17 protein-coding genes, 2 tRNA genes and 1 pseudogene are annotated in these 19,285 nt (G+C 37.2%); 13 read left to right on the top strand and 7 right to left on the bottom strand.

Annotated features, from left to right (window positions below; all coding sequences use genetic code 11):
• Positions 1 to 4 precede the first annotated feature (4 nt).
• Positions 5 to 322 (top strand): 2Fe-2S iron-sulfur cluster-binding protein, encoded by a 318-nt coding sequence (locus tag K5R64_RS09210; RefSeq protein WP_220762886.1) that lies wholly within the window; start codon positions 5 to 7, stop codon positions 320 to 322.
• Positions 323 to 401: 79 nt separating this feature from the next.
• Here K5R64_RS09210 and K5R64_RS09205 read toward each other — a convergent pair whose 3' ends face one another.
• From K5R64_RS09205 to dnaE, 4 genes are all read right to left on the bottom strand, one after another.
• Entirely contained in the window at positions 402 to 1,184 is a 783-nt protein-coding gene (locus tag K5R64_RS09205) for a DUF3050 domain-containing protein (RefSeq protein ID WP_220762884.1), read from the bottom strand.
• A gap of 213 nt (positions 1,185 to 1,397) precedes the next feature.
• A complete protein-coding gene (locus K5R64_RS09200; protein ID WP_220762882.1) occupies positions 1,398 to 2,576 on the bottom strand; it encodes an acyl-CoA dehydrogenase family protein in 1,179 nt (392 codons plus the stop codon).
• Positions 2,577 to 2,658: 82 nt separating this feature from the next.
• Positions 2,659 to 2,961 carry a hypothetical protein gene (locus K5R64_RS09195; protein WP_220762880.1) on the bottom strand — a complete coding sequence of 101 codons (303 nt, stop codon included), beginning with the start codon at positions 2,959 to 2,961 and terminating at the stop codon, positions 2,659 to 2,661.
• Between the two features lie 6 nt (positions 2,962 to 2,967).
• Entirely contained in the window at positions 2,968 to 7,500 is a 4,533-nt protein-coding gene (gene dnaE, locus K5R64_RS09190; protein WP_220762878.1) for a DNA polymerase III subunit alpha, read from the bottom strand.
• A 715-nt stretch (positions 7,501 to 8,215) separates the two neighbouring features.
• On the opposite strand from dnaE, the gene leuC reads away from it, so the two are divergent.
• The 5 genes from leuC (at position 8,216) to leuB (ending at position 13,481) form a co-directional block, all read left to right on the top strand.
• The gene (gene leuC / locus K5R64_RS09185; protein WP_220762876.1) at positions 8,216 to 9,610 is read left to right on the top strand and encodes a 3-isopropylmalate dehydratase large subunit; all 1,395 of its coding nucleotides are present in this window, start codon (positions 8,216 to 8,218) and stop codon (positions 9,608 to 9,610) included.
• A gap of 37 nt (positions 9,611 to 9,647) precedes the next feature.
• Positions 9,648 to 10,034, top strand: a complete 387-nt coding sequence (locus tag K5R64_RS09180; RefSeq protein ID WP_220762874.1) for a GxxExxY protein — start codon at positions 9,648 to 9,650, stop codon at positions 10,032 to 10,034.
• A 106-nt stretch (positions 10,035 to 10,140) separates the two neighbouring features.
• Complete coding sequence (gene leuD, locus K5R64_RS09175) at positions 10,141 to 10,737, top strand: 3-isopropylmalate dehydratase small subunit (RefSeq protein ID WP_220762872.1); 597 nt, start codon at positions 10,141 to 10,143, stop codon at positions 10,735 to 10,737.
• Positions 10,738 to 10,863: 126 nt separating this feature from the next.
• Complete coding sequence (locus K5R64_RS09170) at positions 10,864 to 12,387, top strand: alpha-isopropylmalate synthase regulatory domain-containing protein (protein WP_220762869.1); 1,524 nt, start codon at positions 10,864 to 10,866, stop codon at positions 12,385 to 12,387.
• 38 nt (positions 12,388 to 12,425) lie between these two features.
• Positions 12,426 to 13,481, top strand: a complete 1,056-nt coding sequence (gene leuB, locus K5R64_RS09165; protein ID WP_220762867.1) for a 3-isopropylmalate dehydrogenase — start codon at positions 12,426 to 12,428, stop codon at positions 13,479 to 13,481.
• 200 nt (positions 13,482 to 13,681) lie between these two features.
• Here leuB and K5R64_RS09160 read toward each other — a convergent pair whose 3' ends face one another.
• Positions 13,682 to 14,023, bottom strand: a complete 342-nt coding sequence (locus tag K5R64_RS09160) for an RNA-binding protein (RefSeq protein ID WP_220762865.1) — start codon at positions 14,021 to 14,023, stop codon at positions 13,682 to 13,684.
• A gap of 140 nt (positions 14,024 to 14,163) precedes the next feature.
• Positions 14,164 to 14,634 (bottom strand): DUF6252 family protein, encoded by a 471-nt coding sequence (locus K5R64_RS09155; protein WP_220762863.1) that lies wholly within the window; start codon positions 14,632 to 14,634, stop codon positions 14,164 to 14,166.
• 178 nt (positions 14,635 to 14,812) lie between these two features.
• Between K5R64_RS09155 and K5R64_RS09150 the strand changes: the two genes are divergently transcribed.
• From K5R64_RS09150 to K5R64_RS09120, 7 genes are all read left to right on the top strand, one after another.
• On the top strand, positions 14,813 to 15,367 hold the full coding sequence (locus tag K5R64_RS09150) for a 30S ribosomal protein S16 (RefSeq protein ID WP_220762861.1): 555 nt from the start codon (positions 14,813 to 14,815) through the stop codon (positions 15,365 to 15,367).
• A gap of 13 nt (positions 15,368 to 15,380) precedes the next feature.
• Positions 15,381 to 15,905 (top strand): ribosome maturation factor RimM, encoded by a 525-nt coding sequence (gene rimM / locus K5R64_RS09145; RefSeq protein WP_220762859.1) that lies wholly within the window; start codon positions 15,381 to 15,383, stop codon positions 15,903 to 15,905.
• 80 nt (positions 15,906 to 15,985) lie between these two features.
• On the top strand, positions 15,986 to 16,693 hold the full coding sequence (locus K5R64_RS09140) for a tRNA1(Val) (adenine(37)-N6)-methyltransferase (RefSeq protein ID WP_220762857.1): 708 nt from the start codon (positions 15,986 to 15,988) through the stop codon (positions 16,691 to 16,693).
• A 197-nt stretch (positions 16,694 to 16,890) separates the two neighbouring features.
• Positions 16,891 to 17,208 (top strand): thioredoxin, encoded by a 318-nt coding sequence (trxA, locus tag K5R64_RS09135; protein ID WP_220762856.1) that lies wholly within the window; start codon positions 16,891 to 16,893, stop codon positions 17,206 to 17,208.
• 272 nt (positions 17,209 to 17,480) lie between these two features.
• Positions 17,481 to 18,407, top strand: coding sequence for a DUF58 domain-containing protein (locus K5R64_RS09130; RefSeq protein WP_220762855.1), 927 nt, complete (start codon positions 17,481 to 17,483; stop codon positions 18,405 to 18,407).
• Positions 18,408 to 18,494: 87 nt separating this feature from the next.
• Positions 18,495 to 18,568, top strand: a tRNA-Asp gene (locus tag K5R64_RS09125).
• A 196-nt stretch (positions 18,569 to 18,764) separates the two neighbouring features.
• Positions 18,765 to 18,838: transfer RNA gene (locus K5R64_RS09120), tRNA-Asp, on the top strand.
• Between the two features lie 215 nt (positions 18,839 to 19,053).
• Here K5R64_RS09120 and K5R64_RS09115 read toward each other — a convergent pair.
• A pseudogene (locus K5R64_RS09115) lies at positions 19,054 to 19,179 on the bottom strand (transposase); the annotation flags it as partial.
• Positions 19,180 to 19,285: the final 106 nt, after the last annotated feature.

The raw sequence follows: 19,285 nt of genomic DNA, 5'->3' as shown, positions 1-19,285 counted from the left end.
AAAAATGGATGTATTAATTAAAATTAAAGACAGAGAAGGAGTAATACATGAATTACAAGCTCCTACTGATATGGCCATGAATATCATGGAATTGTGTAAAGCGTATGAATTGCCTGTAGAAGGAACTTGTGGAGGAATGGCAATGTGTGCTTCATGTCAATGTTATGTTATCAATGATGTTGCTTTACCAGAAATGGGGGAGGATGAAGAAGCAATGCTTTCAGAAGCATTTTATGTGAAATCCAATAGTCGTTTGGGGTGTCAAATTCCAATTACTCCTGAATTAGAAGGATTAGAATTAGAATTAGCTCCCGAAAGTTAATCGCTTGATACTAAAAGTTATAAGCCTCCATTGCGACAATGGAGGCTTTTTTTATGACTAAAATAAAATGAAATGTTCTTTAAACTAAAGAGACTCTTTCAGTAATTTGTTCTTCAATTGCATTCCATAATCCGATGCGTTTTTCTAAGGCAAGTAGCGATACTTCTTCAACTTCTTTCCACTTTAAAGCATCATTTTCACATAATTCGGTAATCATTTCCATAGCCATGGGGCCGTGTTCATCAGCATCTAATTCAATATGTCTTTCGAAATAATAAATTAGCTTACTTAAATCTATTTCGGGTAAGTTTTCCTGAAATTTTTTTATGATAGAAGTAAACATACTTGGAATTAAGTCTTCTCTACCAAATGTAAAGGCTGCTGCAATTTCATGAGGTTTCCCGTGCTCGATTACAGTAAACGTAAAGTCTAAAAATGCTTTGATTCCGGGGTGCAAATGACTCGTTTTGATTGCGACAAAAATGTTTTTAAGCGAATTAATGGCTTTTAAAAATTCTTCAATGTCTGCCGTGCGTGCCCCACAATCTTGCATGGCTTCAATATACATTTCGTAGTGACTTTGACGACGACCATCTAGAGAGATGTCTGTTTCTTCAGCAAGTACAATTTCGTTAATCAAATAACGTGTTTGTGGATTGGTGGTAGGGAACCACGGTGTTGTTGTACATGTCAACTTGGATTGTAACGCTTTTAATAAGGACATAAAATCCCAAACAGCATATACATGCCCTTCAAGAAAAGCTTGTAAATCTTCGATGGTTTTTACTTTACCATAGAGAGAATGTTGTAAAAGAGTATTTTTTTGGCTCTCAATACTGTTGTTGATATGTGCAATGTTCATGGGGAATAAATTTGGTGTAAATATAAAAAAGCTACCACTTACTTAGAAGCATTCTGTTGATTTTATCAATACTTTAATATTTGTTCTAGAAGCTTCTATGTTTAAGTATTTACGAATTTAAAGAATATTTGGTTTTGTGAACGAACAAAATCGACGAGTGCTTTCAAACTTTCGGTTAAACGTATGAAAAACTTCGTTTGCGTATGCTAAAAATCATTTAAAAGCTGAAATTCCTGTAATATCCATTCCAGTAATCAGCAAATGGATGTCGTGTGTACCTTCATAAGTGATTACCGATTCGAGGTTCATCATGTGGCGCATGATAGAATATTCGCCAGTGATTCCCATTCCGCCTAAAATTTGTCGCGCTTCTCGAGCAATTTCGATAGCCATGTTGACATTGTTGCGTTTGGCCATAGAAATTTGAGCGGTAGTGGCTTTGCCTTCGTTGCGTAATACACCCAAGCGCCAAGTAAGGAGTTGGGCTTTGGTGATTTCAGTAATCATTTCGGCAAGTTTTTTTTGTTGGAGTTGCATTCCAGCGATGGGTTTGTCAAACTGAATGCGCTCTTTGGCATAACGCAAAGCGGTATCGTAGCAGTCCATGGCGGCACCAATGGCTCCCCAAGCGATGCCATATCGAGCCGAATCCAAACAGCCTAAGGGAGCTCCTAATCCAGATTTGTTAGGCAAAATATTTTCTTTAGGAACCTTGACATTATCAAAAATCAATTCACCAGTTGAAGAAGCTCGTAAAGACCATTTGTTATGGGTTTCGGGTGTAGAAAAGCCTTCCATACCCCGTTCTACAATCAGTCCGTGAATGCGGGCCGATGCGTCTTTGGCCCAAACGATGGCAATGTCGGCAAATGGAGCATTAGAAATCCACATTTTGGCACCATTTAAAAGAAAATAATCTCCTTTGTCTTCAAAATGCGTGATCATACTGCCAGGGTCAGAGCCGTGATTGGGTTCTGTTAATCCAAAACAGCCCATGAGTTCACCCGTAGCGAGTTTAGGTAAATATTTTGTGCGTTGTGCTTCGTTCCCGTACTTCCAAATGGGATACATGACTAATGAAGATTGTACTGATGCGGTAGAACGAATTCCTGAATCGCCTCGTTCAATTTCTTGCATGATGAGTCCATACGAAATTTGGTCTAAACCCGCACCGCCATATTCGGTAGGGATATAAGGTCCAAAACCTCCAATTTCAGCCAAACCTGGTAGAATTTCTTTTGGGAATTTAGCCCGTTGCGCATAATCTTCGATAATGGGTGAAACCGTTTTTTTGACCCAAGCACGTGCCGAATCCCGCACTAATTTGTGTTCCTCAGTCAATAAATCATCCAATTTATAGTAATCAGGGGCTTGAAATAAGTCGGTTTTCATAAGGCATCGTTTTGATTGGGTTTCAAAACTAAATTTAAGAAAAATATACTGAAAACAACGGTGCTTTCACTTATAAATACTTTTAGAGCGCTTTTCCCTGAATTAAAATAGTGGACCGAATGGATTGTTCTTTTAAATGTAAAAACTGTTGTCTCGTTTTGTCTTTCTTGAAATTGTCAAAATCTTCTTGGCTATCAAATTCAACCAAATGGATTTCATACGGACTAGCTATGTTTTGCTCGATAATCGAGTTTGGTTCCGGCCGAATTCTCAAGGTAAGTCTTCCGTTGTATTGCGATATAATGGGAATGGCCAAGGCTTCAAATTGATGAAAAACCTCTTCTTGACCTTCTACAATGTAAATTAATTGAGTGAGATAAATCATAGGGTGTTAATTCAATTTAAAGTTAATTTGCATTTTCTCTAATTCGACCAATAATTCGTTAGAAATATTGATTTTAAGACGTCGGCTTGGCATGCTCAGTTTAGTAACTACATTGATTTCTTCGACTTCGGTCACTTCAGCTGTTTTTATGGGATTCAATTCTACATCGTCATCTTCGTTTAGCTCTTCAATAAAGTCGTCTTCTAATTCGACTGGAGTAGGAGCCACTTCAACTAATTTTTTTATGCGTTCCAGTTCCATGATTTCAAATGTGACTTGGTGGTCGCCTTTATGGTCTTGAAAAACACGGTTGAGTTGATGGATAAAATCAGTTTTCAAATCAGTTATATTGAGTATTAGTGTGAGTTTTTTAGAAAAACTAGCCAATACATCTTGTAATTGTTTGACTTCGGTAAAAAGAATTCTTGGGTCGGCTTTTTTTCCTGTTTCTTGGTTTACCCAACCTTCTTTGACCATCAATTTGATATAGACAAAGTTATTTTGCAAAAAGAAATGACGGAATTTAAGGTATTCTTCGCCAAAAATTTTGAATTCAAAACTTTCGTCATAGCCTTCTAAGGTGAAAATTCCCCAGCCTTTTCCGTTTTTGGCAACCTTGTGTTGTACATTGTTTACAATCCCTCCCACTGCAATAGGTTTCCCTATAAATTGTTGCGGATTTTTGAGTGCTTCGAGTTTGGTATTACAAAAATATTTCATCTCAAATTTGTAATCGTCCAAAGGATGACCTGAAATGTAAATCCCAACAACCTCTTTTTCTTTGGCCAATTTTTCCATAGTGCTCCAGTCCTCGCAAGGAGGAACCACAGGCTCAGCAATTTGAACCTCGGAGGCTTCGCCAAATAAACTTACCTGTGAGGAGTTTTCATTTTCTTGAAATTTAGCACCATACCGAATGGCTTTTTCGTAAAAAGTAATTCCGTCCCCATCATCGTGGAAATATTGGGCTCTATGTGTATCTGTAAAACAGTCAAAACCACCGGCTAGGGCTAGGTTTTCAAAAGCTTTTTTGTTGGCAGCACGTAAATCAATGCGTTTGGCTAAATCGAAAATGGATTTATAAGGACTGTTTTTACGGTTTTCGACTATGGTGGCTACAGCTCCTTGTCCCACCCCTTTTATGGCTCCCATTCCAAAACGTACTGCATAATTTTCGTTTACCGTAAATTTATAGTAGGACTCGTTCACATCTGGACCTAATACTTGTAAGCCCATACGTTTACATTCTTCCATGAAAAACGAAACTTGCTTGATGTCGTTCATGTTATTCGATAGAACTGCTGCCATGTATTCGGCAGGATAATGCGCTTTGAGGTAGGCAGTTTGATAGGCTACCCAAGCGTAACAAGTAGAGTGCGATTTGTTGAAGGCATAACTGGCAAAGGCTTCCCAGTCTTTCCAGATTTTTTCTAAAACAGTAGCATCATGACCTTTGGCTGAAGCTTGTTCGACAAACTTAGGCTTCATTTTGTCCAATACGTCTTTCTGTTTTTTACCCATCGCTTTACGAAGTACGTCGGCCTCACCTTTGGTAAATCCTGCCAAAGATTGCGACAGCAACATCACCTGCTCTTGGTAAACGGTGATTCCGTAAGTTTCGGCGAGATATTCAGCGCAGGCATCCAAGTCGTATTTGATTTCTTCTTCGCCATTTTTTCGACGTACGAAAGAAGGGATGTATTCAAGAGGTCCAGGTCGATACAAGGCATTCATGGCAATCAAATCCCCAAAAACGGTGGGTTTTAATTCCTTCATGTATTTTTGCATACCGGGGGACTCGTATTGGAAGATACCAACGGTTTCTCCACGCTGGAATAGCTCATAAGTCTTGACATCATCGATAGGGAAGTTGTCAGGGTCTAATTGAATTCCAGTGCGGTATTTTACGAGTTTAACCGTGTCTTTTATCAGCGTAAGGGTCTTGAGGCCCAAGAAGTCCATTTTTAGCAAACCAGCACTCTCGGCCACCGAGTTGTCAAACTGGGTAACATACAAATCCGAATCTTTGGCAGTGGTTACAGGGACATAATTGGTAATATCCGAAGGGGTGATAATGACACCACAGGCGTGAATTCCAGTGTTGCGCATCGAGCCTTCCAGAATTTTGGCCTGCTGAATGGTTTCTCCTGCTAAATCGCCTTCGTTGGCAATAGCAATCAGCTCTTTGATGTTGTCAAATTCGTCGGAGCGCAAGGCTTTTTTAACATCTTCTTCGTTTTCGGATAAAAAGCGGGCTAAATTCCATTTTGAAGGCATCATACCAGGAATCAATTTTGCAATTCTATCGGCTTCAAAAAGAGGCAAATCCAAAACACGGGCCGTATCACGAATCGCTGATTTGGTAGCCATTTTACCATAAGTGATAATTTGTGCTACCTGATTGGCACCGTATTTTTTGATTACATAATCCATCACGCGACCACGACCTTCATCATCAAAATCGATATCAATATCGGGCATGGATACACGGTCAGGATTTAAGAAACGCTCAAAAAGCAAATCGTATTTGATGGGGTCGATATTGGTAATCCCGAGGCAGTAGGCTACGGCAGAACCTGCGGCGGAACCACGTCCTGGTCCTACGGAAACATCCATCTTACGAGCCTCAGCAATGAAATCCTGTACAATCAAGAAATAACCAGGGTAGCCAGAGTTTGAAATGGTTAATAACTCAAAATCCAAACGTTCTTGAATATCAGGTGTGATTTCGCCATAGCGCCTCTTGGCTCCTTCCATAGTGAGATGACGCAAGTAGGCATTTTCTCCGCGTACGCCTCCGTCTTTTTCATCTTCGGGGTCAACAAATTCCTGTGGAATATCGTATTTAGGAAGTAGAACGTCTCGGTATAACGAATACGGTTCTACTTTGTCAATAATCTCTTGAATCGTAAGAATCGCTTCGGGTAAATCAGAGAAAAGTTGCTTCATTTCTTCTCCCGATTTATAATAATACTCTTGATTTGGCAAACCATAACGGTAGCCTCTTCCGCGTCCAATAGGGGTAGTTTGTTTTTCCCCATCTTTTACACATAATAAAATATCGTGTGCGTTGGCATCTTCTTTATTAAGGTAATAGGTGTTGTTGGTAGCGACTAATTTAACTTGGTGCTTTTTGGCAAAAGCGATTATGGTTTTGTTTACACGATTCTCATCTTCTTGGTTATGACGCATCAGTTCCAAGTAAAAATCGGAGCCGAATTGTGTTTTCCACCAAAGTAAGGCTTCTTCGGCTTGGTTTTCACCAATATTTAGAATCTTACTCGGAATTTCACCATATAGGTTTCCAGAAAGTACAATGATGTCTTCCTTGTATTTTTCGACAACGGTTCTGTCAATTCGGGGTACATAATAAAAACCATCCACATACGCGATGGAGGCCATTTTAGCGAGATTGTGGTATCCTTTTTTGTTTTTGGCTAACAGTACCACTTGGTAGCCATTGTCTTTTTTGGTTTTGTCTTTGTGGTTTTCACATATATTGAATTCGCACCCAACAATAGGTTTGATTTCGGTTTCGGTAGGTTCTTCGCCGTTTTCAATTAGGGCTTTGTTTTTGGCAGCAGCGGCTTTGGTGTGATTCATTACCGCACTAACAAAATGAAAAGCGCCCATCATATTGCCCGTATCGGTCATGGCTACGGCAGGGAATCCATTTTTGGCTGTAGCAGCAACTAAGGCAGGTATGCTAATGGTGGATTGCAGAACCGAAAATTGCGTATGGTTGTGAAGGTGTGCAAATTTCGCTTCGTTTAACTCTTGCTTGTCGGCTTCAGAAATCGTTGTTTGAGGACTTCCTAAATCGGCTTTTTGAAGTTGTTTTCTGATTTCGTCAGAAGCTGCCTTTAGATTAATGTGTTTCAATCCAATAAGTTGGATTTCTTGCGGATTATTTTCTTTAAAGTTTTTGAAATAATCAGCCGGTACGTCCAGTTCTTCTTTGGTGAAAACTTCTCTGCGAATTAATTCTAAAAAACAACGGGTGGTGGCTTCAACGTCGGCGGTGGCATTGTGCGCTTCTGCAAAAGGAACATTGAACAAGTATTGGTGCAATTCGGTCAGAGTAGGTAATTTAAATTTTCCTCCACGACCTCCTGGTAATTGTAATAAAGATGCGGTAACTTCGGTACAGGTGTCTAAAACGGGGAGGTTAGCCATAGGGCTATCAACACCCATTCGGTGGAATTCGGCTCCCATAATATTGACATCAAAGCCTAGGTTTTGACCCACAATAAATTTGGTTTTTCCCAAGGCGATGTTGAATTTCTCTAACACTTCGGCAAGGGTGATTCCTTCCGCTTGAGCCAGTTCGGTCGAAATTCCGTGTACACGTTCTGCGTCATACGGAATGTTAAAGCCATCGGGTTGTACTAAATAATCTTGATGTTCGATGAGTTTTCCCATTTCGTCATGCAACTGCCAGGCAATCTGGATACATCTAGGCCAGTTATCAGAATCCGTTATGGGTGCGTCCCAACGTTTGGGTAATCCAGTAGTTTCAGTATCGAATATTAAGTACATACTTTTGTAAAATCCAAATTAAAAAATTGCTTCGCTGTTCGCTATCGCTCGAGTCAAATTTTAAGTTTGAGACATTTTAAAGCACTCATTTTTTGAGTCATAAAAAGCCTTTAAACTTAAAATCGAAGAACTTCAAAATTAGGTATTTTTTTCGGGTATTGTGGTTTATTTTATCAACAATGCCGTTTGGATTGGAAAGGTTTAAAATGGAACTATTCACCTTTTTTTTGTTTGAAAAAAAACAAAATAGGCTTTGGATGTCGTAGTATTTAGGTAAAAAAGTAAGGTTCGGATTCTGGTGTAAAAGTGATGGTTTGATGAAGAAATTGAACGTGGAATAGATGCGTTTGGAATAATAGATAATGTGGTCAATAGAAATAAAATAATTTATTTTTTTAGGGATTTAACTCAATAGGTTGTGAAATTTTTTGTGTTTTTGGTTTTTTGATGCGAATGTGATATTTTTTATGAAAAATAGAAGACGGGAAATTAGCAAGTCTTAACCGAGGTAAAATTCACATCAAAAAAAAGAAATGAAATTGTAAACGGGGTAAAATAAGTTGATTTTTAGTTGAAATGGGTTTTGGGTATCGTATATAATGTGTAATCGAAATTGACAACTCGTTTTCTTTTTCCTAAATTTGCATCCTTGTTATTACAAATACAGTCAGTTAACTGTTGTTGTATAAAGAATTACACTTAAAAAATATTAAAAATGAGTACTACATTATTTGACAAAGTATGGGATTCGCACGTGGTGCGCAAAATTGAAGATGGACCAGACGTGTTTTTTATTGACCGTCATTTCATCCATGAAGTAACTAGTCCTGTAGCTTTTTTAGGTTTGAAATCTAGAGGCGTTTCAGTTTTATATCCTGAGCGTACTTTTGCTACTGCAGATCACAATACCCCTACTATAAACCAACATTTACCTGTGGAAGACGCACTTTCTGCTAACCAATTGAAAGCGTTAGAAACTAATGCTAATGAATATGGTATTTCACACTGGGGATTAGGTCATCAAAAAAATGGAATTGTACACGTTGTAGGTCCTGAAAACGGAATTACGTTACCAGGAACAACTATTGTTTGTGGGGATTCACATACATCAACTCATGGTGCTTTTGGTGCGATTGCTTTTGGAATCGGAACTTCTGAGGTAGAAATGGTACTTTCTACACAATGTATCATGCAACCGAAACCAAAGAAAATGCGTATTAACGTAAATGGTACTTTGAATAAAGGAGTTACTCCAAAAGACGTTGCTTTGTATATCATTTCTAAATTGACAACTTCTGGAGGAACTGGATATTTTGTGGAATACGCAGGAAATGTGTTCGAGGAAATGTCAATGGAAGGACGTATGACAGTGTGTAACCTTTCTATCGAAATGGGTGCCCGTGGAGGTATGATTGCTCCTGACCAAACTACTTTTGATTTCTTAGAAGGAAGATTATATGCTCCTAAAGGGGAAGCTTGGGATAAAGCTGTGGCTTATTGGAAAACGTTGAAAACGGATGAAGGAGCTCAATTTGATGCTGAATTAACATTTGATGCAGCTGATATTGAACCAATGATTACTTATGGAACTAATCCAGGTATGGGTATTGGGATTTCTAAGCACATCCCTTCAGCTAAAGAAGTAGAAGGTGGGGAAGAAACATATAAAAAGTCATTAGCTTATATGGGCTTCAATGAAGATGATGTAATGATTGGTAAGCCGATTGATTATGTTTTCTTAGGAAGTTGTACTAATGGTCGTATCGAAGACTTTAGAGCATTCGCTTCTATTGTTAAAGGACGTAAAAAAGCAGATAACGTAACGGCATGGTTGGTTCCAGGTTCTCACGTTGTGGAAGCACAAATCAAAGAAGAAGGTATTTTAGATATTTTAACTGAAGCAGGATTCGTATTGCGTCAGCCAGGTTGTTCAGCTTGTTTAGCAATGAACGATGACAAAGTACCAGCTGGAAAATATGCAGTAAGTACTTCTAACAGAAACTTCGAAGGACGTCAAGGCCCAGGTTCAAGAACTTTGTTAGCTTCTCCAATTATGGCAGCAGCAGCAGCAGTTACTGGAAAATTGACTGACCCTAGAGATTTGTTGTAGAATTTTTCACCGCGAGGGCGCAAAGACGCAAGGAATTATGGAAATAAATCGTTACGAAGACTTAGCAAAAGAAATATTTTCTGCTAGTCTTGAGGTTCATAAATTAATGGGCCCCGGTTTATTAGAATCCGTTTATGAATTATGTCTTTTGAGAGAATTGCAGTTGAGAAATATTTCAGCAGAATGTCAAGTTATTATTCCTCTACAGTACAAAGGATTTAATTTGTCAAAGGAATATAAAATCGATATTCTAGTTGAAGAACATATAATAATTGAGTTAAAATCGGTTGATTCGATTTTGCCAGTTCACGAAGCACAGCTGATTTCATATTTGAAATTAGCAGACAAAAGAATGGGGTTTTTAATTAATTTTAATGTTCCATTAATAAAGAGTGGTTTTAGAAGATTTGTAAACAATTATTAAACTTCATAAACTAAAAAAAAATAAGCATTGCGCCTTTGCGCCTTTGCGGTAAAAAACATTAATATAGCATTGCGCCTTTGCGTCTTTGCGGTAAAATAAAATCAAAATGGCATACGATAAATTTAATATCCTTACCAGTAGTGCAGTGCCACTACCTATTGAAAACGTAGATACAGACCAAATCATCCCAGCGCGTTTCTTGAAAGCTACAAAACGTGAAGGTTTTGGAGACAACCTTTTTAGAGACTGGAGATACAATGGAGACGGTACTCCAAAAGCAGATTTCGTATTGAATAACCCAACTTACTCAGGAAAAATCTTGGTAGGAGGTAAAAACTTTGGTTCAGGTTCTTCTCGTGAGCACGCTGCTTGGGCAGTTTACGATTATGGATTCCGTGCAGTAGTTTCTTCTTTCTTTGCTGATATTTTCAAAGGAAACTGTTTGAATATTGGTGTTTTGCCAGTGCAGGTTTCTCCTGAATTTGCTGAAAAAATATTTGCTGCTATCGAATCAGACCCAAAAACAGAATTAGAAATCAATTTGCCAGAACAAACCATAACTATATTAGCTACAGGCGAAAATGAATCTTTTGATATCAATGGATACAAAAAGAACAACATGTTGAATGGTTTTGACGATATCGATTATTTACAAAGTGTAAAAGAAGATATTGTTGCTTTTGCAGACAAGTTGCCTTACTAAATAAAACAATTAATAAATACGCAGTTACTAGGCTTGATTTCTTATTAAGTTTAGTAACTGCTTTTACGATTTTATAATACGACTCGTTCGAATGGCATAATAAAATCGAAATAGGATCTAATTATAATGGAAAAAAGAAAGATTGAAATAATGGATACCACACTCCGTGATGGGGAACAAACCTCAGGAGTGTCTTTTTCTGCTGCAGAAAAATTAACCATTGCCCAATTATTGTTAGAAGAATTACAAGTTGATCGTATCGAAATTGCTTCGGCACGTGTAAGTGAGGGAGAGTTTGAAGGTGTCAAAGGGATTATGTCGTGGGCAGAAACCAAAGGCTATACCGACAAAATTGAAGTGTTGACTTTTGTTGACAAAGGACTTTCAATCGAATGGATGAAAAAGTCAGGAGCCAAGGTTCAGAATTTGTTGACCAAAGGTTCTTTGAATCATCTTGTTCACCAATTAAAAAAAACACCCGAACAACATTTCTCAGAAATTGCTGAAAGTATCGCTTTGGCAAATGAGAACGGAATTGCTACTAATGTTTACCTAGAGGATTGGAGTAACGGGATGCGCCATTCTCCTGAATATGTGTTCCAATATTTAGATTTTATCAGCACCCAACCCGTAAAACGTATTTTACTTCCAGATACTCTTGGGGTGTTAATTCCATCCGATACTTTTGAGTTTATTGCAACCATTACCCAAAAATATCCCAACATTCATTTTGATTTTCATGCCCACAACGATTATGATTTAAGTGTGTCCAATGTTATGGAAGCCATTAAAGCAGGTGTTCATGGATTGCACGTGACCGTGAATGGTATGGGAGAAAGAGCGGGAAATGCACCTTTAGCCAGTACAGTTGCCGTGATTAATGATTTCATGCCCGAAATTGAAATTGGTGTCAAGGAAACGTCTTTGTATTCTGTGAGTAAATTGGTCGAAACCTTTACAGGATATAGAATTCCAGCAAATAAACCAATTGTTGGAGACAATGTGTTTACACAAACAGCAGGAATTCATGCCGATGGTGATAATAAGAAAAATTTATACTTCAACGATTTGCTTCCAGAGCGTTTTGGTAGAAAAAGAAAATATGCACTTGGAAAAACTTCGGGTAAGGCTAATATAGAAAAGAACCTTCAAGAATTAGGGTTGAAACTCAATAATGAAGATTTGAAATTAGTCACTCAACGTATCATTGAGTTAGGAGATAAAAAAGAAACCGTAACCAAAGAAGATTTGCCCTACATCATTTCAGATGTTTTGGACAGTCATGCGTATGAAGAAAAAATTACGGTGGAATCGTATTTGTTATCTCATGCCAAAGGGATGCGTCCATCGACTACATTATGCTTGAAAATAGATGGTCAAATCATCGAGGAGCATGCGCAAGGAGATGGGCAATTTGATGCTTTTATGAATGCTTTGGCTAAAATTTATAAAAGTAAAAAACTTGAATTACCAAAATTAATCGATTATGCGGTAAGGATTCCACCCGGAAGTAGTTCCGATGCTTTGTGTGAAACCATTATCACTTGGTTGATAGACGGGAAAGAATTTAAAACGAGAGGATTAGATTCAGACCAAACCGTAGCAGCAATTATAGCAACTCAAAAAATGCTCAACGTAATTGCTCAATAAATAATAGAGAACAAATTAAATAATATAAAAATAAAGTAATGAAATTAAATATTGCACTTTTAGCAGGGGACGGAATCGGACCAGAAGTAATTGATCAAGCAGTTAAAGTATCAGATGCAGTTGCTCAAAAATTTGGACATGAAATTACTTGGAAACCAGCTTTGACTGGTGCTGCAGCAATCGATGCGGTAGGAGAACCTTATCCTGATGCAACACATGAAGTGTGTGAGAACGCGGATGCAGTACTTTTTGGAGCTATTGGTCACCCAAAATACGATAATGACCCTTCAGCACCTGTTCGTCCCGAGCAAGGATTATTGAAGATGCGTAAAAAATTAGGATTGTTTGCAAACGTTCGTCCTACATTTACTTTCCCTTCTTTATTGGACAAATCTCCATTAAAAAGAGAGCGTATCGAAGGAACTGATTTAGTGTTCTTAAGAGAGTTAACAGGAGGGATTTACTTTGGTGAAAAAGGAAGAAGAGACGGTGGAGATACTGCTTTTGATAACTGTGTTTATACTAGAGCTGAGGTACAACGTTTGGCTAAAAAAGGATTTGAATTAGCGATGACACGTCGTAAAAAATTATGTTGTGTTGACAAAGCAAATGTATTAGAAACTTCACGTTTGTGGAGAGAAACAGTACAAGCTATGGAAAAAGAGTATCCAGAAGTTGAAGTAAGTTACGAATTCGTGGATGCGGTTGCAATGCGTTTGGTACAATGGCCAAACTCTTATGATGTATTAATTACTGAGAACTTATTTGGAGATATCTTAACAGATGAAGCTTCTGTGATTTCCGGTTCTATGGGATTAATGCCATCTGCCTCTATGGGTGCTAAAGTATCTTTGTTTGAGCCTATTCACGGTTCTTATCCACAAGCAACTGGTTTGAACATTGCTAACCCAATGGCAACTGTTTTATCGGCTGCTATGATGTTTGAAAACTTCGGATTGATGGAAGAAGGTAAAGCAATGAGAGATGCTGTAAACAAAGCTTTAGAAGCAGGTGTTGTGACTGAAGATTTGGCAAATGGAGGTAAAGCTTACGGTACTAAAGAAGTTGGTGACTGGTTAGCTGCTAACATCTAATCTGTTACTATATAATAATTCGAAAAGCTGTCAATCATAAGGTTGGCAGTTTTTTTATGAAAATAACTCTCTTTTCACTATTTCATAATAACTATCACTTGCGGGAATTTGTATTGTTCCTAACGAAAGGTCGGTATAAATCAAAAAAAAGGGTGTCAACGTAAATTGACACCCTTTTTGTTATATTGTAGAAAAAAATATTAATATCCTCCTCTGTTTCCACCACGGTCATTTCCACCACGGTTTCCACCACCATAACTTCCACTACGGTTGTTATTGTAGCTTCTTCTTTCGCCTTCTGGTTTTGGCTCAGATTTGTTAACAACAATAGTACGTCCTTGAACAGTAGCTCCGTTCAATTCGTCAATTGCTTTTTGAGCATCAGCATCGCTTGGCATTTCAACAAAACCAAAACCTTTGCTTCTTCCAGTAAATTTATCTGTGATAATTTTAACTGAATCTACTGCTCCATAAGCCTCGAAAGACTCTCTTAAATCTGCTTCCTCAATACTGAATGGAAGGCTTCCAACAAAAATATTCATATATACTATTTATTATAATTGAAGCAAATGTAGTCTAATTATTTTCTAATCTACTATAAATAAGCTTATTTAATTAAATATTTTTAATTAATTGATGGATTGACTAATGAATTTACAGTGAGTTAATTCATTAGTAACATTTAAGGAGTAATTGGTATTTTGTAAAAAACACCTTCTTGAAAATTCAAAGTTGTACCAGTAGTGGGATTGATGGCGGTATTGATTGCGTTAAAACGGAAAGTTCCTGAAATGGTTTTGTTTGTGGTGTCGTATTCCGTAATGGATATTTGTCCATCACCTTTTCCGGTGCTTGTTGCAAAAGTGATAATTTCGGTAGGCTCAGTTGTGATGAAAGTAGCTGTGTTAATGTTGTTGGTTCCTAGTGTGTAGGTGTTGACACTGGCGCTACTTGTTTTTAAGACGGCTTGTTCATTTCGTGTATAGGCATTTATGGTAAGAACACCCCCAGAGCTAATAGTTGCTGTGGCAGTAACGGCCCTCCAAAACACATTGTCTTTCACTCCTTGAAATGAGGGGTTATTGAATTTTACGTTTTCCTCACAGGAAAGGATAAAACAAAGAAAGAGGCTGTACAAGAAATATTTTTTCATAAAAAATAAGCTTTTGAACTAACAAAAATAGGATATTAAAGGTATAAAATAGCATCATAGCTGAAAAATGTATGGTATCATGTTCGTAAAAAAATCGTTAGTTTTTTTAAAATAAAAAGTATATCTTTGCGCCCTTAATTAACAGAGGTCGAGTACCTCAAAATTTAATCATAAGATTATGTCAGTAAAAATTAGATTACAAAGACACGGTAAAAAAGGAAAACCTTTTTACTGGGTAGTAGCTGCAGATGCACGCTCAAAAAGAGATGGTAAATACTTAGAGAAAATCGGTACTTACAATCCAAACACTAACCCAGCAACTATCGATTTAAATGTTGATAGCGCAGTAAAATGGTTGCACAATGGTGCTCAACCTACTGATACTGCTAGAGCAATCCTTTCTTACAAAGGGGCTTTATTGAAACACCACCTAGATGGAGGAGTTCGTAAAGGTGCCTTAACTCAAGAACAAGCAGATGCAAAATTTGCTACTTGGTTAGAAGCTAAAACAGGAGCTGTTGATGCTAAAAAACAAGGTTTATCTAAGGCGCAAGCTGAAGCTAAAGCTAAAGCATTAAAAGCAGAGCAAGAAGTTAATGCAAAACGTATCGCTGCAGCTGCTCAAGCAGAGGCTGATGCTATTGCTGCTGCTGCACCTGCAGAAGAAGTTGCTGAAGTTGAAGCTGAAGAAGCTCCAGCTGCAGAAGAATCTAACGAAGAAACTCAAGCTTAATTCAACTGCGATAATGCGTAAAGAAGATTGTTTCTATTTAGGTAAAATCGCTAAAAAATTTAGTTTCAAAGGGGAAGTCTTGGTCTATTTGGATACAGATGAACCTGAGTTATACGAAAACTTGGAATCAGTGTTTGTCGAATCTGACAAACACTTGATTCCTTTTTTTATTGAAAATGCTTCTCTTCACAAAAACGATTTTTTACGTGTTCGTTTTGAGGAAGTGAATAATGAGCAAGATGCCGATGTGCTTCTTGGTTGTGGGGTGTATCTGCCTCTTAGTATGTTACCCAAACTTAGTGGTAATAAATTTTACTTTCACGAAGTAGTTGGCTTCGAAATTGAAGACCAACGTTTAGGTGTTTTTGGTGTTATTCAGTCAGTGAACGACACTTCTGCCCAGCCTTTATTTGAAGTGCTCAATGGTAACGTGGAAATATTGGTGCCAATGATTGACCAGTTTTTGGTGAAAGTAGATCGTGAGAATAAAAAAATCATCATGAACTTGCCTGAAGGACTAGTGGAGATGTATCTTTAGTAGAAGGTTAATTGGTTATTTGTTTAATCGGTTATATGAAATCTTAAGTCTAAAATCCTTAATCTAAATCTAAGATTCTTTTGTTTCAATTTAAACAATTTGCTGTTGCACAAGATAAAACCGCTATGAAAGTTGGTACCGATGGTGTTTTGTTGGGTGCTTGGGCTCCTTTACATCATCATCCTTTTACTATTTTGGATATTGGTGCAGGGACAGGGCTTATTGCTTTAATGTTGGCTCAGCGTTCAACTGCGGAACAAATTGATGCTTTAGAAATTGACGAGGCGGCATACGAACAAGCAGTTGATAATTTTGAAAATTCTCCTTGGGGTGACCGATTGTTTTGTTATCACGCAGGTTTGGATGAATTTATGGGTGAGCCTGAGGATGAGTATGATTTGATTGTTTCTAATCCACCTTTTTATAGTGAAGATTATAAATCTAATGATTCGAAAAGGGATTTAGCTCGCTTTCAGGATGCGTTGCCTTTTGAAGAATTGGTCGAAGCAGCTGACTTGTTGTTGTCCGAAAAGGGCCTTTTTGCGGTTATTATTCCGTTTAGCGAAGAAGAGCGATTTGTGAGTTTAGCTAAAAATGCCGAATTGTATCCTATAAAAATAACTCGTGTCAAAGGCACGCCCAGCTCCTTGGTTAAAAGAAGTTTGCTTGCTTTTTCAAGACATGAGGTTGAGAATGTTATTGTGGACGAATTGGTTATTGAAATTTCGCGACATCATTATACGGAAGAGTATGTGAGTATGACCAAGGATTTTTATGTAAAGATGTAATTTCTTCAATACAAATGCCATGTTTTGGCGCAAGTAAAAGTTTTCTAAATAATAATTATCAATACTTAAATAGTTAAATCTAATTTAACAATAGTGGTAGGTTTATTTTAAATTTCTAAATTTGTAATCGAGTTAATTAATTCATTCAAATATTTGCCCTGAAAGAAGTGCAGGGATAACTTTAAAAGATAAACAATATGGCATTAACAATAACAGATGCTACTTTTGACGAAGTAGTTTTGAAGTCAGATAAACCAGTTTTAGTAGATTTTTGGGCAGCTTGGTGTGGACCATGTAGAATGGTTGGTCCTATCATAGAGGAGTTAAGTAATGATTACGAAGGAAAAGTAGTTGTGGGTAAAGTAGATGTTGATGCTAATCAAGAATTTGCTGCCAAATATGGCGTAAGAAACATTCCAACAGTATTGGTTTTTCATAATGGAGAAGTAGTTGGAAAACAAGTAGGAGTAGCTCCTAAGCAAACTTATGCAGATAGTTTAGACGCTTTGTTGTAATCGTAAGATTATAATTTATATGAAAAAGGTTTGACGTTAGTCAAGCCTTTTTTTGTGCTTATTTTTTGCGTAGTGTTTCCTGATCCAAAAAAGAAAAGTTTGAAAAACTTATATAAACTTAAAAAACCTTTTAAGCACAATTCTTAGTTAATCGTATATGGCTTATATGCTAAAAATATAGATTGTTTAATGGTTAATACCGTTTATTATGAGTCTCGCCGATGATGCTTTTACTAATGGTATTAAAAGTTATTTTTTTATATATTTGAGAGATGAAGATTGAAACCCAATTAGAAAAGATTGCCCGTTTTCAGCATTTGGAACTTTTAGCTAATCAAATAGTAGAAGGTTTTATCTCTGGAATGCATCAAAGTCCGTTTCACGGTTTTTCGGCTGAATTTGCAGAGCATAAATTGTATAATGCGGGTGAAAGTACGCGCCATATTGACTGGAAGCTTTTTGCAAAAACAGATCGTTTGTACACTAAGCGTTTTGAGGAAGAAACTAATCTGCGATGCCATATCATTATTGATAATTCGTCTTCAATGCATTATCCTCAATTGCATTCAGATCAAAATTTTTATGAAAATAAAGTAGGATTTTCAGTTTTGGCAACAGCAGTATTGATGCATTTGTTGAAAAAACAACGTGATGCGGTAGGGTTAAGTTTGTTTTCGGAAACGTATGAGTACTATGCACCTGAAAAGGGGAGTGAGCGTCATCATAGGATGCTTTTGAATCAATTAGAAACTATTTTGAAGTTTCGTAAAAAGGAAGTAACGACCAATACTGTTTCTTTTTTACATCAAATAGCCGAAAAAATTCACCGTAGGTCAATGATTGTCCTTTTTACCGATATGTTTCAATTGGAAGAAGAAGCTAAGTTGTTAGACGCTTTACAACATTTGCGTCACAATAAGCATAAGGTAGTTTTGTTTCACGTTATTGATCGTAAAACGGAATACGATTTTAGTTTTGATACGACGCCTCGAAAATTTGTTGATGTGGAAACAGGAGAAGAAGTGGCGCTTTTTTCGGAAAATGTAAAAGAAGCGTATGAAAAAAGCATGCAAAGTTATTTTAAGCGATTGGAGTTGGCCTGTGCACAGAACCGTATTCGTTATGTTCCTGTGGATGTAGGAGAAGATTTTGAAAAAATATTGTTAACTTATCTAGTTGAAAAACAAAAGTTTGGGTAGTTTGAGGGTGTTTTTTTAAAAATATTTTGTAAAAATGCTTGCAAAAACAGAAATCTATTGTATCTTTGCCACCGCAATAACGCAGTAGGTTTGGTAGTTCAGTTGGTTAGAATACATGCCTGTCACGCATGGGGTCGCGGGTTCGAGTCCCGTCCAGACCGCGAAATTGGGAAAGCCTTTCAGTAATGAAAGGCTTTTTTTTCCATATAGCTTTTCAAATGAAATGCGCGTTATAATCAGTTTGGTTGACTGGTGCTGAATTTAATTTCAGAGTAGAAATGTTCTTTTTTAAAGATTATTTTTAAACTAATAAATAATGGTGTATATTGAGTTATTAATTAACTCTATTACATTTCTGGTTTGGTAGTTCAGTTGGTTAGAATACATGCCTGTCACGCATGGGGTCGCGGGTTCGAGTCCCGTCCAGACCGCGAAATTGAGAATTCTTAGTCCTTAAAGGACTGTTCTCAAGAAAGCATTTAAAATTAGTTGTGTTGTGATCAGTCTAGTTAACTGATCCTGGTTTAGTAGTTAGACCAATGAAAAGCTTTTCACTTAATTGTGAATGGCTTTTTTGATTTTAATCGTATTCCTTATTTTTGTTTTTGGTCTAGTATATTAAGGGATCAAGTTCAAAAGTTGGGGATTAGGCAAAAAGATTGGATAATCTAAACAGGAAAAAATCAATTTTTCTAACACCTCTAAATTGCGCTCTAAAAGCTTTAATTTTTGCATTGAAAGACTCCGCTGAAGCATTTGTACTTCTATTATCAAAGTAGTTTAGTGGATCAAGTTCAAAAGTTGGGGATTAGGCAAAAAGATTGGATAATCTAAACAGGAAAAAATCAATTTTTCTAACACCTCTAAATTGCGCTCTA

Source organism: Flavobacterium sp. UMI-01 (assembly GCF_019656315.1).
Lineage (GTDB): Bacteria > Bacteroidota > Bacteroidia > Flavobacteriales > Flavobacteriaceae > Flavobacterium.
Note: the sequence above shows the minus strand (reverse complement) of the source record. Positions and strands in the feature narration are given on the sequence as shown.

Bases quoted from the DNA above. Each gene is read 5' to 3' on its own strand.
- K5R64_RS09210 (WP_220762886.1), top strand. From the start codon at position 5: ATGGATGTATTAATTAAAATTAAAGACAGAGAAGGAGTAATACATGAA.
- K5R64_RS09205 (WP_220762884.1), bottom strand. From the start codon at position 1,184: ATGAACATTGCACATATCAACAACAGTATTGAGAGCCAAAAAAATACT.
- K5R64_RS09200 (WP_220762882.1), bottom strand. From the start codon at position 2,576: ATGAAAACCGACTTATTTCAAGCCCCTGATTACTATAAATTGGATGAT.
- K5R64_RS09195 (WP_220762880.1), bottom strand. From the start codon at position 2,961: ATGATTTATCTCACTCAATTAATTTACATTGTAGAAGGTCAAGAAGAG.
- dnaE (WP_220762878.1), bottom strand. From the start codon at position 7,500: ATGTACTTAATATTCGATACTGAAACTACTGGATTACCCAAACGTTGG.
- leuC (WP_220762876.1), top strand. From the start codon at position 8,216: ATGAGTACTACATTATTTGACAAAGTATGGGATTCGCACGTGGTGCGC.
- K5R64_RS09180 (WP_220762874.1), top strand. From the start codon at position 9,648: ATGGAAATAAATCGTTACGAAGACTTAGCAAAAGAAATATTTTCTGCT.
- leuD (WP_220762872.1), top strand. From the start codon at position 10,141: ATGGCATACGATAAATTTAATATCCTTACCAGTAGTGCAGTGCCACTA.
- K5R64_RS09170 (WP_220762869.1), top strand. From the start codon at position 10,864: ATGGAAAAAAGAAAGATTGAAATAATGGATACCACACTCCGTGATGGG.
- leuB (WP_220762867.1), top strand. From the start codon at position 12,426: ATGAAATTAAATATTGCACTTTTAGCAGGGGACGGAATCGGACCAGAA.
- K5R64_RS09160 (WP_220762865.1), bottom strand. From the start codon at position 14,023: ATGAATATTTTTGTTGGAAGCCTTCCATTCAGTATTGAGGAAGCAGAT.
- K5R64_RS09155 (WP_220762863.1), bottom strand. From the start codon at position 14,634: ATGAAAAAATATTTCTTGTACAGCCTCTTTCTTTGTTTTATCCTTTCC.
- K5R64_RS09150 (WP_220762861.1), top strand. From the start codon at position 14,813: ATGTCAGTAAAAATTAGATTACAAAGACACGGTAAAAAAGGAAAACCT.
- rimM (WP_220762859.1), top strand. From the start codon at position 15,381: ATGCGTAAAGAAGATTGTTTCTATTTAGGTAAAATCGCTAAAAAATTT.
- trxA (WP_220762856.1), top strand. From the start codon at position 16,891: ATGGCATTAACAATAACAGATGCTACTTTTGACGAAGTAGTTTTGAAG.
- K5R64_RS09130 (WP_220762855.1), top strand. From the start codon at position 17,481: ATGAAGATTGAAACCCAATTAGAAAAGATTGCCCGTTTTCAGCATTTG.